The 15,243-nt window shown below is 59.8% G+C and carries 11 protein-coding genes and 1 pseudogene; 5 read left to right on the top strand and 7 right to left on the bottom strand.

Features of this window, described 5'->3' with window-relative positions; all coding sequences use genetic code 11:
- Positions 1–2: 2 nt before the first annotated feature.
- Both parC and PSH65_RS29195 read left to right on the top strand, forming a co-directional pair.
- Positions 3–2,270, top strand: coding sequence for a DNA topoisomerase IV subunit A (parC, locus tag PSH65_RS29200; RefSeq protein WP_038978692.1), 2,268 nt, complete (start codon positions 3–5; stop codon positions 2,268–2,270).
- Between the two features lie 176 nt (positions 2,271–2,446).
- Positions 2,447–3,160, top strand: coding sequence for a membrane integrity-associated transporter subunit PqiC (locus PSH65_RS29195; protein ID WP_305423931.1), 714 nt, complete (start codon positions 2,447–2,449; stop codon positions 3,158–3,160).
- Positions 3,161–3,432: 272 nt separating this feature from the next.
- Here PSH65_RS29195 and PSH65_RS29190 read toward each other — a convergent pair.
- A pseudogene (locus tag PSH65_RS29190) lies at positions 3,433–5,008 on the bottom strand (AhpA/YtjB family protein).
- 134 nt (positions 5,009–5,142) lie between these two features.
- Here PSH65_RS29190 and serB point away from each other — a divergent pair.
- The gene (serB, locus tag PSH65_RS29185; protein ID WP_007939616.1) at positions 5,143–6,357 is read left to right on the top strand and encodes a phosphoserine phosphatase SerB; all 1,215 of its coding nucleotides are present in this window, start codon (positions 5,143–5,145) and stop codon (positions 6,355–6,357) included.
- Positions 6,358–6,400: 43 nt separating this feature from the next.
- On the opposite strand, the gene PSH65_RS29180 is transcribed toward serB, so the two are convergent.
- The 4 genes from PSH65_RS29180 to PSH65_RS29165 all read right to left on the bottom strand — a co-directional run bounded on the left by PSH65_RS29180 (position 6,401) and on the right by PSH65_RS29165 (position 11,654).
- Positions 6,401–8,191 (bottom strand): molecular chaperone, encoded by a 1,791-nt coding sequence (locus PSH65_RS29180; protein ID WP_305423930.1) that lies wholly within the window; start codon positions 8,189–8,191, stop codon positions 6,401–6,403.
- A gap of 127 nt (positions 8,192–8,318) precedes the next feature.
- Positions 8,319–9,179: an archaetidylserine decarboxylase gene (gene asd, locus PSH65_RS29175; protein ID WP_176466881.1), complete on the bottom strand. Its 861-nt coding sequence runs from the start codon at positions 9,177–9,179 to the stop codon at positions 8,319–8,321.
- A 19-nt stretch (positions 9,180–9,198) separates the two neighbouring features.
- On the bottom strand, positions 9,199–10,014 hold the full coding sequence (locus PSH65_RS29170) for a rhodanese-like domain-containing protein (RefSeq protein WP_305423927.1): 816 nt from the start codon (positions 10,012–10,014) through the stop codon (positions 9,199–9,201).
- Positions 10,015–10,121: 107 nt separating this feature from the next.
- Complete coding sequence (locus PSH65_RS29165; protein ID WP_305423926.1) at positions 10,122–11,654, bottom strand: HDOD domain-containing protein; 1,533 nt, start codon at positions 11,652–11,654, stop codon at positions 10,122–10,124.
- A 166-nt stretch (positions 11,655–11,820) separates the two neighbouring features.
- Between PSH65_RS29165 and motA the strand changes: the two genes are divergently transcribed.
- The gene (gene motA, locus PSH65_RS29160) at positions 11,821–12,672 is read left to right on the top strand and encodes a flagellar motor stator protein MotA (RefSeq protein WP_008009851.1); all 852 of its coding nucleotides are present in this window, start codon (positions 11,821–11,823) and stop codon (positions 12,670–12,672) included.
- A gap of 3 nt (positions 12,673–12,675) precedes the next feature.
- Positions 12,676–13,704, top strand: coding sequence for a flagellar motor protein MotB (gene motB, locus PSH65_RS29155; protein ID WP_305423924.1), 1,029 nt, complete (start codon positions 12,676–12,678; stop codon positions 13,702–13,704).
- Between the two features lie 94 nt (positions 13,705–13,798).
- Here motB and PSH65_RS29150 read toward each other — a convergent pair whose 3' ends face one another.
- Positions 13,799–14,284 carry a toll/interleukin-1 receptor domain-containing protein gene (locus PSH65_RS29150; protein ID WP_305423922.1) on the bottom strand — a complete coding sequence of 162 codons (486 nt, stop codon included), beginning with the start codon at positions 14,282–14,284 and terminating at the stop codon, positions 13,799–13,801.
- Complete coding sequence (locus PSH65_RS29145; RefSeq protein ID WP_305423921.1) at positions 14,284–15,243, bottom strand: caspase family protein; 960 nt, start codon at positions 15,241–15,243, stop codon at positions 14,284–14,286. The genes PSH65_RS29150 and PSH65_RS29145 overlap by 1 nt, the downstream gene beginning before the upstream one ends.

The following is a 15,243-nucleotide window of genomic DNA, read 5'->3' as shown; positions in this document are numbered from 1 at the left end:
GCATGAGCGACTCCCTTGATCTCAGCCTGGACGGTGTAGAACGCCGGTCACTGGCTGACTTCACCGAAAATGCCTACCTCAACTACTCCATGTACGTGATCATGGACCGTGCCTTGCCGCATATCGGCGACGGCCTGAAACCGGTACAGCGACGCATCATCTACGCGATGAGCGAGTTGGGGCTGGACGCCGATTCCAAGCACAAGAAATCGGCGCGTACGGTCGGTGACGTGCTCGGTAAGTTCCACCCGCACGGCGACTCGGCTTGCTATGAGGCCATGGTCCTGATGGCCCAGCCGTTCAGCTACCGCTACACGCTGGTCGACGGCCAGGGTAACTGGGGTGCGCCGGATGATCCGAAGTCCTTCGCCGCCATGCGTTACACCGAAGCGCGGCTGTCGCGTTATTCCGAAGTGCTGCTCAGCGAACTGGGCCAAGGCACCGCGGACTGGGGCCCGAACTTCGACGGCACGCTGGAAGAGCCTTTGGTGTTGCCGGCCCGTTTGCCGAATATCCTGCTCAATGGCACCACCGGTATTGCCGTGGGCATGGCTACCGACGTACCACCGCATAACCTGCGCGAAGTCGCAACAGCGTGCGTGCGTTTGCTCGACGAGCCGAAAGCCACGGTAGAACAGCTCTGCGAACACATCCAGGGCCCGGATTACCCGACCGAAGCGGAAATCATCACGCCGCGCGCCGATCTGCTGAAAATCTACGAAACCGGCAAGGGCTCGGTGCGCATGCGCGCCGTGTATCACATCGAAGACGGCGACATCATCGTCACCGCGCTGCCGCATCAGGTCTCCGGGGCCAAAGTGCTGGAACAGATCGCCGCGATGATGCAGGCCAAACCGTCGAAAGCCCCGCAAATCGCTGACCTGCGTGACGAATCCGACCACGAAAACCCGTGCCGGATCGTGATCATTCCGGGGGCACGCAAAAACTTTGACCACGATGCACTGATGCAACACCTGTTCGCCAGCACCGAGCTGGAGTCGAGCTACCGGGTCAACATCAACATCATCGGTCTGGACGGCAAGCCGCAGCTGAAAAACCTGCGGGCATTGCTGGTCGAGTGGCTGGAGTTCCGGGTCCAGACGGTGCGTCGTCGTCTGCAATTTCGCCTGGACAAGGTCGAGCGTCGCCTGCACCTGTTGGACGGTTTGTTGATCGCTTACCTCAATCTGGATGAAGTGATTCACATCATCCGCACCGAGGAGCACCCGAAAGCCGCACTGATCGAACGTTTCGCCCTGAGCGAAATCCAGGCCGATTACATCCTCGACACCCGTTTGCGTCAGTTGGCGCGACTGGAAGAAATGAAGCTGCGTGCCGAGCAGGATGAACTGCTCAAGGAACAAGCCAAGCTGCAAGCCCTGCTGGGCAGCGAAGCCAAGCTGAAAAAGCTGGTACGCACCGAGTTGATCAAGGACGCCGAAACCTACGGCGACGACCGTCGCTCGCCAATCGTCGAACGCGCCGAGGCCAAGGCCCTGACCGAACACGATCTGTTGCCGAACGAGAAAGTGACCGTGGTTCTGTCGGAAAAAGGCTGGGTTCGCTCCGCCAAAGGCCATGAGATCGACGCCACCGGGCTTTCCTACAAGGCCGGGGATGGTTTCAAGGCCTTGGCGGCCGGTCGCTCCAACCAGTTTGCGGTGTTTATCGACTCCACCGGTCGCAGTTATTCGGTGGCCGCGCACACGCTGCCATCGGCCCGAGGCCAGGGCGAACCGCTGACCGGCCGCCTGACGCCGCCGCCAGGGGCGAGTTTCGAATGCGTGCTGATGCCTGAAGACGATTCGCTGTACGTGATCGCCTCCGACGCCGGTTACGGTTTCGTGGTCAAGGGTGAAGACCTGCAAGCCAAGAACAAGGCGGGCAAGGCCCTGTTGAGTTTGCCGAACAACGCCAAAGTGATTCTGCCGCGTCCGGTGGCCGATCGTGAGCACAACTGGCTGGCCTCGGTGACCACCGAAGGTCGCCTGCTGATCTTCAAAATCAGCGATCTGCCACAATTAGGTAAAGGTAAAGGGAATAAGATCATCGGGATTTCCGGTGAACGTGTTGCCAGTCGCGAAGAATATGTCACGGACATCGCCGTTTTGCCGGAAGGTGCCACTTTGGTGCTACAGGCCGGAAAACGTACCTTGTCGCTGAAGGCGGACGACCTCGAACACTACAAAGGTGAGCGTGGGCGTCGCGGTAACAAACTGCCACGGGGCTTTCAGAGGGTGGATGCGCTGTTCGTCGAAAACCTCAACTAAGCGTCCTAGAGCGCTCGATCTACGATTTAACGCGTAGATCGACGCTTTGCCGCTGGAGTCGGAACGCATATTCACGGATGATATGGCCTTTCAAGCGCCGGCGTGGCCGAGCGTTCTTCATATTTTTTGAGTATTTTCACTGTGGTGAGCCTTGTGGCAACCACCTGGATGGGACGATGACTGCTCTGCGCCTTCCTTTTATTTTGATGCTCGCCGGCGTACTTGGCCTGGCGGGTTGCAGCGTTCACCAACCGGTGTCGCTGTATCAGCTGGACAGCGGAAGTCCGGCTCAGCCTGCGCAAAGCGCGGGTATGGCTGTATTGCTGGGCCCGGTAACGGTTGCCGACTACCTGCAACGCGAAACCTTGTTGCAGCGTCAGCCCGATGGCAGCTTGCAGGCTTCGGTTGATGGTCGTTGGGCAGGTAGCCTGTCGTCCGACATCGATCAACTGTTGCTGCGTCAGGTTGCCGGTCATCTGGACAGCCAGCGCGTTGTCCTGGCGCCGGCGACATTAGGCTTCACGCCGGATGTTCAGGTTCTGCTGACGATCACGCGACTGGACTCGGGTGCGTCGCAACCGGCGATCCTTGATGCGCAATGGCGCCTGATCGATCGTCGTGGTCAGGTGCGCGATAACCGCATCATTCATCTGCAGGAGCAGCACACTGGCGGGACTGCGGCTCAGGTTCAGGCTCAGGGTGTGTTGCTGCAGCGTCTGGCCGAGCAACTGGCGACAGCGCTCAAGCCACTGGCCAACCAGCCGCCGATCGCCGAAGCACCTCGCAAGCCAGCTGCCAAGCCTGTGGCACCGGCAGCAGAGCCAGAGAAACAACCGAAGATCCCGATGGCTTCGCCGATTCGTACGGATATGGAAGTGTTCAGGTTCTAAGCCTGGATTGAGTCCAGAACAAAGCCCGCCTTGTGCGGGCTTTGTTGTTTGTGGCGCGTACTGATCGTTCCCACGCTCTGCGTGGGAATGCCTCCAGGGACGCTCCGCGTTCCAGCCTCACCTCATATGTTGCCTGTGCCGGCCTCTTCGCGGGCAAGCCCGCTCCCACATTTACCGCTGCGAATACAAAACTTGTGTGCTACCGAGCACCCTGTGGGAGCGAGGCTTGCCCGCGATGAGGCCAGAACAGGCAACAAAAAGCCCGCAGACGATCACTCATCTGCGGGCTTCTTTACAGCAGGGCTAAGGCTTATGCCCGGCGGCTCATGCATCCGCGCCAGTTGCCGTTCCAGCATCGACGGATAAGGCTCCATCAAGCGCTCTACGCAGCACGCACCCTCCGGGCTTGCGATCGGCCGGATTCGCGCGCGCTGGCGAATCAGCGCGTCGTCGCTGATCTTGCGCTCCACCAGCAGCAGGTTGCGGCTGTGTTGGGACAGGGCCAGGGCGTCCTGCGCGGATTCAGTCAGCAGCAGATCAATCTGGCTCAGGCCGAACAGTTCGTCACCCAGCGTCAGGCCTAGCTGCAATTGCAGGGTGATGCCGCTGTCGGCGACTTCGATCTGCAACTGATGGGCCCAGGGCACGCAGCAACTCACCGCAGCAGATGGCGTTGGTCAGGTAGTCGTCGCCACTGTCTTCGTTGTGGAACAGCATCAGCGTGCTGCCATCGTTCAGGGTGTGCAGTTCGCTCTGGTAAAGCGACGCGGCCTGATCAAGGCAATCGCGATAGCGTTTGAGCAGCTCTTCCAGGCGTGCGCGGGGCAGGCGGCGCAATTGATCTTGCGCGCCCAGTTGCACGGCCAGTACAGCGCTGTGCTGCGGCAGATTCGATACCTGCGGCTTTACGACTGGTTTCGGCGCGCTGTCTGTCAAGTCGTCACGCAGGTCGGCAAACGGATCTTCGTCGTCCTCATCGTCTTCGACAGTGCTGACAATGCGCCGCGGCGCAGGCTTGAGGCCGGCAAGAGGCTTGGTTTCGTCGAAACTCGGATCGCGCAGGTTACGCACTTCGAAGGTCGGCTCGTTATCGTCGGCGTCTTCGTAATCGCTGTCGTCGTATTCAGGTTCCGGCGCAGGTTCCGGCTCGGCCGGCTCCGGCGCGAAATTGGCGTGCAGCTGGCGAGCGAGGTCGCCGACCTCATCCTGGCGCTCGGTGGCCGGGGTGTATTCGTCGATATTGCGCAGCCACACCCGCAGTTGCATCAGCGGCGTGGAGAGATTGCGCCCCAGGCGCAGGCTCAAGGCCAGGGACAGCGCCAGCAGAATCGCACTCAGAATGCCCATGCTTTGCAGGCTGATGGTCATCGGCTGTTGGAACTGATCCATGTCCAGGCTGATGCGCAGTTGCCCGGCAGTCACATCCTGAAAGGTGATCTTGCTCTGGTACATGCCTTCTGCTTCGCCCAGCAGGCTATGCTTGGGGCGCTGACCGGCTTCGGCGAGGATGCGGTTATCCACGCTGTAGATGGCAGCGTGGGCCACCAGTTTGTTCTTGGTCAGGTTGTTGAGCAGCACGTTCAGGCTGAGGATGTCGTTGGACACCAACAGTTCCGTGGCCGAGGTCGCGGTCTGGGTGGTCAGGCTTTCGCCCAAGGCATCCGCTTGCTCGTGCATGGCCTGCTTGAACTGCAAACCCATCACGCAGGCATAGATCACCAGGGCCAGAGCGACCAGGATCACGTTATGGCTGGCAATGCGCAATGCAATCGGTACACGGCGATGACGCAGTGCCCGGAAGATCAGCAGAAAGAAGTTATCGGTTTTTACTGGCGTGGGCCGGTTCACTTGAGCTCGGCTCTTTGTCCGTGAAGTTGACGCGCAGTATAGCGACAGGCCCTAGACCGTCAAAGCGCTCACGGTGCCCGATGGTCACTGAATATGGGTAGAATGCGGTTTTTTTCCACCTGCGGGGGTGCGCCTTGCGCGAAATCGTCCTGATAAACATCACGGGAGTCGACCGTCCGGGTCTGACTGCGGCCATTACCGGCGTTCTGGCCCAGGGTGGTGTGAACATTCTCGACATCGGTCAGGCGGTGATCCACGACACCCTGTCGTTCGGCATCCTGGTTGAAATTCCCGATACCGAACAAGGTAACTCGGTGCTCAAGGACATCCTGTTCAAAGGCTATGAGCTTGAGCAGCAAGTACGTTTCACGCCGGTATCCGAGGAGGATTACCAGCAATGGGTCGGTAATCAGGGTAAAAAGCGCCACATCGTCACCCTGCTGACCCGCAAAGTGACCGCCGAGCAATTGCAGCGCGTGAGTTCGATCACCGCCAAGTATGGTCTGAACATCGACCATATCGATCGCCTGTCCGGGCGCATGCCGCTCGACACCCCGGCTGACAAGGGCAAGGGCTGCATCGAGTTTTCCGTGCGTGGCGAGGCGGCGGATCCGCAAGCGCTGCGGGCCGAATTCCTCAGCGTCGCTCAAGAATTGAACGTCGACATCGCCTTCCAGGAAGATTCGCTGTTCCGCCGTAACCGCCGTCTGGCGGTGTTCGACATGGACTCGACACTGATCGAAGCTGAAGTCATCGACGAACTGGCCAAGGCCGCCGGTGTGGGCGACCAGGTGTCTGCGATTACCGAGCGAGCGATGGCCGGCGAGCTGGACTTCCGCGCCAGCTTCAAGGAGCGCCTGGCCTTGCTGCAAGGGCTGGACGTCAGCGTGCTGGACTCCATCGGTGCTTCCCTGCGCCTGACCGAAGGCGCCGAAACCCTGTTCGCCGAACTCAAGCGCCTGGGCTACAAGACGGCGATTCTGTCGGGCGGCTTCACCTACTTCGCCAAGCAGCTGCAGGCCAAGCTGGGTATCGACTACGTGTTCGCCAATGAACTGGAAGTGGTCGACGGCAAGGTGACGGGTGTGGCGGTCGAGCCGATTGTCGATGCGCAACGCAAGGCAGATCTGCTGCGTGAGCTGGCGCACAAGGAAGGCTTGCGTCTGGAGCAGACGATAGCCGTCGGTGACGGTGCCAACGACCTGCCGATGCTGGCGATTGCCGGGCTGGGCGTAGCGTTTCGCGCCAAGCCGCTGGTCAAGCAATCGGCTAAGCAGGCGATTTCCACCCTTGGGCTGGATGGCGTGCTGTATCTGCTGGGCTTCCGGGATCGCGACGGGCAGCTCTGAGTTTCAGGTTGTCTGGGCGGGCCGCGGTTTTACAGACGTACGCTCAAAGCGACTTCCACAACGAATCAAACTCTTCCGCTACCCCGAAAACGCCGCTCCCCGCGGCGTTTTCGTTTCTGGTTGTCTCAAGCGTACGGTAGGCAAACTGATTGAAGCTGTTGGTGCTCGCCACCCGACGCTCCAGCTCGGCCCGGTGTTCCTCGCCGTTGGTATTGATCAACACCTTATTGCCTTCCTGGAACGGCAGGCGCGGCGTGAGCAGGGTGGCCGGCAGGTCGATGGCGCTGATGGCGGGCAGTAACAGTCCGCGCAAGTACTGGCTGTGCTCGTCGTGGGAGCGCGTCAGTTGCAGGCCGCAGGGTTCGGCGCATGGCGCGACTTGGGCGATACCCATCTGCGTGCCGCCGCCCCGCACTTGGCGGATCCAGCGCACTACTGCAATGCTCCAGCCTTGACCGGCAGCATCCTCGATACCGACCATTTCGCCAGCCTGTAACTCGGCGGGTACCGTGCCGGGCCAAGCCAGGCAATAGCCGCCTGGGCTGTGATTGATCACCGGCAGCACATAGGTCGGGAAATGCTGCTGGCGGTCGGATGCCTCGTGGCTGTCATCGTTCTGAAGATGCGGGTATTCGATCTCTTCGTAGGGCAGCAGCGTATCTGCGGTGCCATGGGGGGCGGCGTCGAAGGCGTGGTGCCATTGGTCTTTGTCGCGATTTGTCGGGTCGGTAGCCGAGAACCGCGCCGGGCGGGCGCCGGGTTTCTTCAGGATGTCGTTGAACGAGCGTTGCCCGCTGAGATAAAAGTGCAATGCACTCATGCCCACGCACAGGGTCAACGTGCCGTGGCCGACGGTACGCTGAAAACTGCGCTCGGCGGCCTGACCCCAGGCAGCATGCAGGTGTTGCAGCGTATCCAGATTCAATCCCGCCGAAACGGGTAAAGGCGATACCTTGTCGGCCGACTGTTGCAGATGGGTTTCGATGGCCGCGACCAGAGGTTGTGGGTCGATTCCTAGCAAGCTCTCCTGTTGTTCGGCGAGGAATTTGGAGCGGTAACGCGGCCCGGTGTCGAGATCCGGGGCGATGGCAAACAGCCCGTTGTCCGGTTTGGCCGGTTGCAGCTTGATCCACTGGCTCCAGGGTTCGAGCACCTCGGCGAGCCGGGCGATCTGGTTCTGGCGCAGTTGATTGCAGCGTGAAGCACCCAGCAGGAGGGCGACGACGTAGGTTTGCTCGATGCTCAGGCTTTGTGTCTGGTTGGCCAGTTCATCGCGCACGCTCAACTGTTGCAGTTGGAACTGACAGCCAATCCGGTACAGCTGATGTAACTCGAGCCACAGATTTTCGGGTACCGGACAATAGAGTTCAGTGGCGCGGATCAATGCGCCGTTCAAACAATGAATTGCCCGTTGCAAAGCTTGAGTTAGCAACGGCGCACGGTCTTTGCTGAAGCGCGGTGTGATGCGGATGACGATTTGCTTGTAGCCGATCGCCAAGTGGCTCTGTAGCGCCTGGCAAAGGTTGGCGATCTTGCGCGAGCGTTCGTCGAGCACAATCGCCTGATGCAGGAAATGCCGTTCCAGGTGCTTGCAGACGTAATACACCTCGGGCCGCAGCAGTTCGAGCAATTGCAGACGATTGTCGCTGGGTGTGAGCAGTTGGTTGAGTTCGCTCAAGCCTTGATACAACTGGCGAGCGGTTTCGCCGAGGTTGGCTTTGGGCAGGTTGGCGATCCAGCGCTTGAGGTCGCGAGGCGTGGCTTCGCAGAAAGACAGACGCGACTGCGTCGGGATCGGTGCGCGTAGCAGCAGGGCAGGATTGGTCTCATTCATGCCGTAGACAAACTCCGACCGGGAAATGGGCAGTGAATGACTTGACTGTAGCAGCTATGAACGCGGAGCAGGAGCACCACCGAAATGTCCGACCCCACGAAAGATGTTCGTGGGGTCGTATCAGGGATCAGGCGTTTGGCAAGCCGATGCCCTGGCCCATTTGCACTGGCGAAAGGGCACCCAGCCCTTCAGCCCATTTCACTTGATCCGGCCCAAACAACACGACCGCCGTAGAGCCGAGTTTGAAGCGACCCAATTCCGCGCCTTTCTCCAGATGGATCGGCGCACGAGCCGCTTCGTCGTAACGGAAGGTTTTCAGCTCGCGTTTTGGCGGCGTGATCAGCCCGGCCCAGACAGTTTCGATCGACGCCACAATCATCGCGCCCACCAGCACCACGGCCATCGGCCCGCGCTCGGTATCGAAAATGCACGCCACACGCTCGTTGCGCGCGAACAACTCCGGTACGTTTTCAGCAGTGGTCTGGTTGACCGAGAAGATGCGGCCGGGGATGTAGACCATCTCGCGCAGGGTGCCGGCCAGCGGCATGTGCACGCGGTGGTAATCCTTGGGCGACAGGTAAATGGTGGCGAAATCACCACCCATGAATGGCGCTGCGTTGGCCGCGTCACCACCGAGCAATTCCAGCACGCTGAAGCTGTGGCCCTTGGCCTGGAAAACGCGACCGTGTTCGATCGGGCCGAGCTGGCTGACGGCACCGTCGGCCGGGCTGAGGATCGCGCCTGGGGTTTGGTCCAGCGGGCGGGCGCCGTCTTTCAAGGCACGAGTGAAGAACGCATTGAAGTGCTCGTAAGCCGTCAGGTCTTCGACCAGCGCCTGGGACATGTCCACTTGATAACGCTTGGCGAACCAGGCGGTCAAGGCGTTCTTGAACCAGCGCACGCGGCATTCGGCAATGCAGCCCGCCAGTCGCGAGAGCAAGTGGTGGGGCAGCAGGTATTGGCTGAGGATAAACAAACGCTTATTCATTAACAGTCCTTAAAAAACCTTAAATCTCTACGGGCGTGTCGGGATGGTTGCCCCATTCGCCCCAGGAGCCGGCGTAGCCTTTGACTCGCGGATAACCGAGCGACTTGGCGACTAGATACGTGAAGCCAGAACGATGGTGAGTCTGGCAGTGGGTAATGACTTCTTTGTCTTTGGTAATGCCGAGTTGTTCCAGGATTTTCGGCATGTCGGTGCGGATACGCAGGTTGCGCGCCTGATCCATGCCGGCTGTCCATTCGAAATTGACCGCCCCGGGAATGTGCCCGCCCTTGGCCGCCAGCACTTTCTCGCCGGAGTACTCCAGCGGCCCGCGTGCGTCCCAGATTGCCAGGTCGGCGGCACCGAGACGACTTTGCAGGTACTCGCGGGTGGCGGTGGGTTCATCGTGCAGGGTCAACGCAACCGGGCCACCGACCGGGGCCGGGATCTGGATCGACATCGGCGAGCCTTCTGCCAGCCAGGCCGTCAGACCGCCGTCGAGGTAGTGGTACTTGTTGTGACCGATAACATCCAACAGCCAGATAAAACGCCCGGCCCAACCGCCGCCTTCGTCGTCATAGACGACGTAGACCGCATCGGGGTTGTGCCCCAGTTCGCCGAACAATGTTTCAAGCGCGGCTTGGGTCGGCAGCAGGCCTGGCGCAGGCGCCTGACCCAGTTGAGTGCGTTTTGGATCGACAAAGCGTGCCCCGGGGATATGCCCTGCGGCATAGCGGGCGCTGCTGGTCAGGTCCACCAGAATCAGTTCGCGGGAGTCGAGACGCGGGAGCAGGTCGCTCGGTTCGATCACCAGCGCCAAGCCAGAGAAGTCAGACATGTGAGGTCTCCAGAGCACAAAGGGGAGGATTGTAGCGCAGCGTCATGAGGGCCTGTTATCAGTTATTTCGGCACAGGAAATAACTGAAAACAGGCCCGGTGATCGTCCTATCGCTGGCTAAAGCTGTGCAGGGCCTTTTCGATGCACTGCGCGGTTTTGCCGAAAGCCTGCACGGTGATTTCCGAGAACGGCCCGCCGCCCTGATCCGCCACCACGATCATGATCACCCGACCGTTGTTGACGAGTGAGCGCAGAAGCAGGTGTTCGCCACCGAACTGTGAGCGCAGGCTGGCCGGCAACAGGGCGGAGAATTGTGCGTTGTTGGCTGGCGTCAGGCGCACCTGGGCCTGTTGCGCGAGCAGGCGCTGCAGTACGGTGCTTTGGCTGACCACCAGGTTCAGGCCGGCCACTTCTTTGGGCAGCCCGGCAGTCTGGTGCACACGCAGATTAGCGTGCGTGCGATCGGCCATCAAAATCATCACCCGTCGCATGCCGCATGCCACCAGGGCGTCTCGGGCCGATGTGGTCAAGTGCATGGCATTGGTAAAACGGCTCGGCTCCACCAGCAACTCGGCGCATTGTTTACGCCACTTCGCCAGGTCTTCGGCGGTGGGTGCCGGGGCTGGCAGCAAACCGCCGTGAATGCGGTTGATGCCCGACGGCCAGATCAGCGCTTCGGCCGGGTGCCAGAGGTCCGGCATGGCGTGTTGGCGGGCGCTATTGGCGGCTTGCTGGTGCAATTGTTGTTGCACCTCATCCATCGACATTTGCAGGTAAAGGCTGGTCAGGAACTGCCAGCGTTCACAGTGAGGACTGTCCCAGGCCTGTTGTGCCGACAACGCCAGACCATTGGCCAGCAGCACGGTGTTGGCGGGTTGATTAAGCCAGCGGCGCAGCGTCGGGTCATCGTCGAGACGGTTCTGTTGGCGCAGCGGGTGATCGCTATCACGCGCGATGCGCAGGACTTTCACCAGTTCGCGTTGTTCGCTCCGCAGCAGCCGATAACCCTGCTGCACCCAGATCGGCAAACGCCAGGTATCCACCAGCGCCAGACAGATTTCCAGCAGACACACGCCGAACAATTGCTTTTCGACTTTGCGCGCCGACTCACCTTTATGGATGACCCGCAGCTCCCATTCTTCAAGCAACTGCGGATGGGTCAACGCCATGGGCCACAGTGGCGAAAGAAACAGCAGACTGCCCCAGTGGATGTCTTGCCACAACCGCGCCAGGCGACTGGCAAAAAAACCGTTGGCCTGTTGAGTGGCGTGCTGGCTGATCAACTGAAGCTGGCGCAGGGCGGCGGGGATTTCCGATTGGGGGGCGGCGGGCAAGCGCTCGAGCAATTCTTCGGTGCGTTTCAAACCGAGGCGATTGATCGCCACCTCAAGGTTTTCAGCCGGCGTGGCCATGCTGCCATGGGTGTGGCGATTGGCTTCGCGAATTACGCTCAAGGCCAGGGCCGGGCTGTCCTGCATCAATTCGGCAATGTCGCGCAGTGAGCTGCGGCTATCGCGGATGGCTTTGCAGACCCGGTCGTGACTGGCTTGCGGAACCGGCAGGCGCACACCATCGAGAAGCTTGACCCAGCCTTCGAGCGTGGTCGGTTTTGGCATTGGGACGTTCGTTTCGTTAGCCATGTCTGGACGCGATCATCGTCTGCTTTACCCTATCCCTGAGCGGGTCAAATTAGCTTTTCGCCTGAACTGGCTATAGTCTGGCGCAGTTTTGCCGATAAGTAGAAGAAGAGATTTTTTAACTTCCGAATATGACCTTGAACCCGACTCAGTAAGTGCTCTCCTACCTATGGCTAAAATTATCGGCATCATCGTCGTATTCGCGAGCGTGCTCGGCGGATACGTGCTTTCCCACGGCAAGATTGCCGCCCTCATCCAGCCTTTCGAGGTGATGATTATCGGTGGCGCGGCCCTTGGTGCATTCCTGCAGGCCAACCCCGGTCATATGACGATGCACGTGCTCAAGAAGTCCTTGGGCATGTTCAGTTCGCGTTTCAACCACACCTTCTACCTGGAAGTGCTGGGGCTGATTTACGAGATTCTCAACAAGAGCCGTCGCGAAGGCATGATGGCCATCGAAGGCGACATCGAAGATGCCGCTGCGAGCCCGATCTTCGCCAAGTATCCAGCAGTCCTGAAAGATGACCGCATGACCGCGTACATCTGCGATTACCTGCGCATCATGTCCTCCGGCAACATGGCGCCCCATGAGCTTGAAGGCTTGTTCGACATGGAACTGACCAGCCTCAAGGAAGACCTGGATCACCCCTCCCACGCCGTCAACGGCATCGCCGATGCCATGCCGGGCTTCGGTATCGTCGCGGCGGTATTGGGTATCGTGGTGACCATGGCTTCGTTGGGTGAAAGCGACCAGAAAATGATTGGCCTGCACGTGGGTGCGGCTCTGGTAGGTACCTTCTTCGGTATTCTCGCGGCCTACGGTTTCTTTGGCCCGCTGGCACACGCCCTGGGCCACGACGCCAAGGAAGAACTGAACGTCTACGAAGCCATCAAGGCCTCGCTGGTGGCTTCGGCTTCCGGCATGCCGCCATCGCTGGCGGTGGAATTCGGTCGCAAGGTTCTGTACCCGGCGCACCGTCCTAGCTTCGCTGAGCTGGAACAAGCGGTTCGCGGTCGCTAAGTCATGGAAAATAACCAGCCGATAATCATCAAGCGCGTCAAAAAGTACGCGGGCGGGCATCACGGGGGCTCCTGGAAAATCGCCTTCGCGGACTTCGCAACGGCGATGATGGCGTTCTTCCTGGTGCTATGGCTGTTGTCCACCGCAACACCGGAACAGAAGATCGCCATCGCCGGTTACTTCAAGGACCCGGTCGGTTTTAGCGAAAGTGGCACGCCATACATCATCGATCTGGGCGGCTCGCCGACCCTGGCACCGGAGAACACCCTCAACCCCGAGGTGAAATCCCAGCCCCAGCCGGACAAGGTGACGATCGACTCTGAACAGGTCGAAGGCATGGCCGAGCTGGTCGAGAAGGAACGCCTGGAATTGCTGCTGCAAGAGCTGCAGAACAAGGTCGAAGAAAACCCGCAGTTGCAGAAGTTCAAGGACCAGATCCTCTTCGAGATCACTCAGGACGGTTTGCGCATCCAGATAGTGGACGCCGAAAACCGCCCGATGTTCGACTCCGGCAGTGCGCGTCTGAAGCCGTATTTCGAAGACATCCTGCTGGCCATGGCCGACACCATCAAGGCGGTGCCGAACAAGATCAGCATCAGCGGCCACACAGATGCCAAGCCGTACTCGGGCACCGGCGACTTCGGCAACTGGGAGCTCTCGGCCAACCGCGCCAACGCGGCTCGCCGTGCGTTGATCGCCGGCAGCTACCCGGATTCACAAGTGGCGCGAGTCGTGGGCTACGCCTCGTCAGCGCTGTTCGACCGGGAGAACCCGTTCAACCCGGTCAACCGTCGCATCGACATCGTCGTGCTGACCAAGAAAGCCCAGCGAGCCATCGAAGGTTCGCAAGGTGCCGAACCTGCGCCAGTGCCAACGCAAGGGCAGGGTGGCCCAGGCGAAGTGCCCGCGCCGCCAGCCGATCCGAATGCCTTGCCGGCGGATAAGGAACCGCTGCCGGCCCATGAGCTTCGGGAGCGGTTGAATCTGTTTGATGATCCTGTGCCGAAACCGGGTGAGGCGCCCAAGCAGTGACCATGCTACTGATCATTTTCGTGGCTTTACGAAAATGATCGAGATCAGCACTGAAAATCAGAAAGCCGCGAACATCGCGGCTTTTTTGTGCGGATCAGTAACCGCGACGAATGCGGTCCTTGAGCTGGTCATGGAACAGATCGGCATTACGCTTGAAGGTGCCGCGAATGGATTCGCTGAAAGACTCTATTCCTGTCGAGCGCTCCAACATGGCCTCTTTGCGGTAGGCATCGATAAAAAAGTCGAGATCGGTATCACCACTCAACTTCGGCCATTTATCCAGGTACAGCGGCAGTGCGCTGGGACCGATCTTGTAAGAGCAGATCCTGCGATCACTGATGGTTGCTTCGCCGATTTCAAACGGCACCCACCAGGACATGGCAGTCTCCTGCGAGACCACCGCCAGCAAGTGCGTGCATTCGGTAATGTTGCGGGTGATGACGGCGGTGATGTCGTCGGTTTGCTGGGATTCGGTGTCCAACACGTCGAGATAGGTCTTGATGTTCGCTAGTTTCAGGCGCGCATTGATGGCCATCGCCTGGGCGCGGTCGGTGTGGCGGTAACTGATAAACACAGGCATCAAAAATGTCCCTTGATCGCGAGTTCGCGGTAATAGGCGCCGAGGGCGGTGAGGCGACAGCCGGTGGAGTGGAGGGCGGCGTAGTACATGTGTTCGGCGTCCACCGGTTCGATCAGGCTGTGGCGGTTGCACTTTTGCAGTTGGGCGAACACTTCACCGTGCTCCGGGTCGAACGTGGCTTCGGTAGGTTCGTAGCTGGGGTCGAGGGCGAACATTGATTCCGCCTCTTCGAACCAATCGGGCAGTTTGCGCAGAATCTCTTTGGGGATCAGCGGCGAGACTTCTCGCAATGAAATGAACTGCGACACATTGGTCTTGAACACTGGGCGCTGTTCCCACGCGTCGAGAGCGTTGTCGACGAATGAATAGAGGCTGCCGGGCGTGATTTTCCCCAGGATGTTCGCGGCGCCGCCGTGCAGTGCCTGCAGCAACAGCCCGGTGAAGACGCCGTGGTTGGCGCCTTCCATGGCCGGCTCTTCCTTTTTGCACGCGGTGAGGATGGTCATGCCTTCGCACACCATGCTGCTTTCGCTGCGCAGCGCCCGCACTTCGCCCGCCGAGCCAGCCTGACAGCAGTCGAGAATAATCACTTTGTTTTTGATTTTTACGGCTTTGGTCGCCCAATTCAGGATGTCGCTGATGCGAATTCCATCCTTGGCGGATTTGTAGTCCTGGGGGATCAGCATGCCTTCGTCCGTATCGATGTCGAAGTTGCCGTGGCCGGCGAAGTACAGCAGTGCAACGCTGCAATCGCCTGAAAACAATTCCTGGATATGCCCTTCGAGCTTTTCACGACTCAGATAATCTTCGGCGGAGGTCAGCACCAGGTTCTTGAAATTCGGATCGCCATTGGCGTCGGTTTTCAGCACCGAAGCCATGGCCATCGCGTCGTTGTTGCAACCACTCAATTGCGAAACATGGCTGTAGTTATTAATGCCGATGAACAGTCCCTTGCGCAT

It is taken from the genome of Pseudomonas sp. FP603, assembly GCF_030687415.1.
In the GTDB taxonomy this organism is placed as follows: domain Bacteria; phylum Pseudomonadota; class Gammaproteobacteria; order Pseudomonadales; family Pseudomonadaceae; genus Aquipseudomonas; species Aquipseudomonas wuhanensis.
The sequence above is the reverse complement of the archived record's forward strand: the minus strand, read 5'-3'. Positions and strand labels throughout refer to the sequence as shown.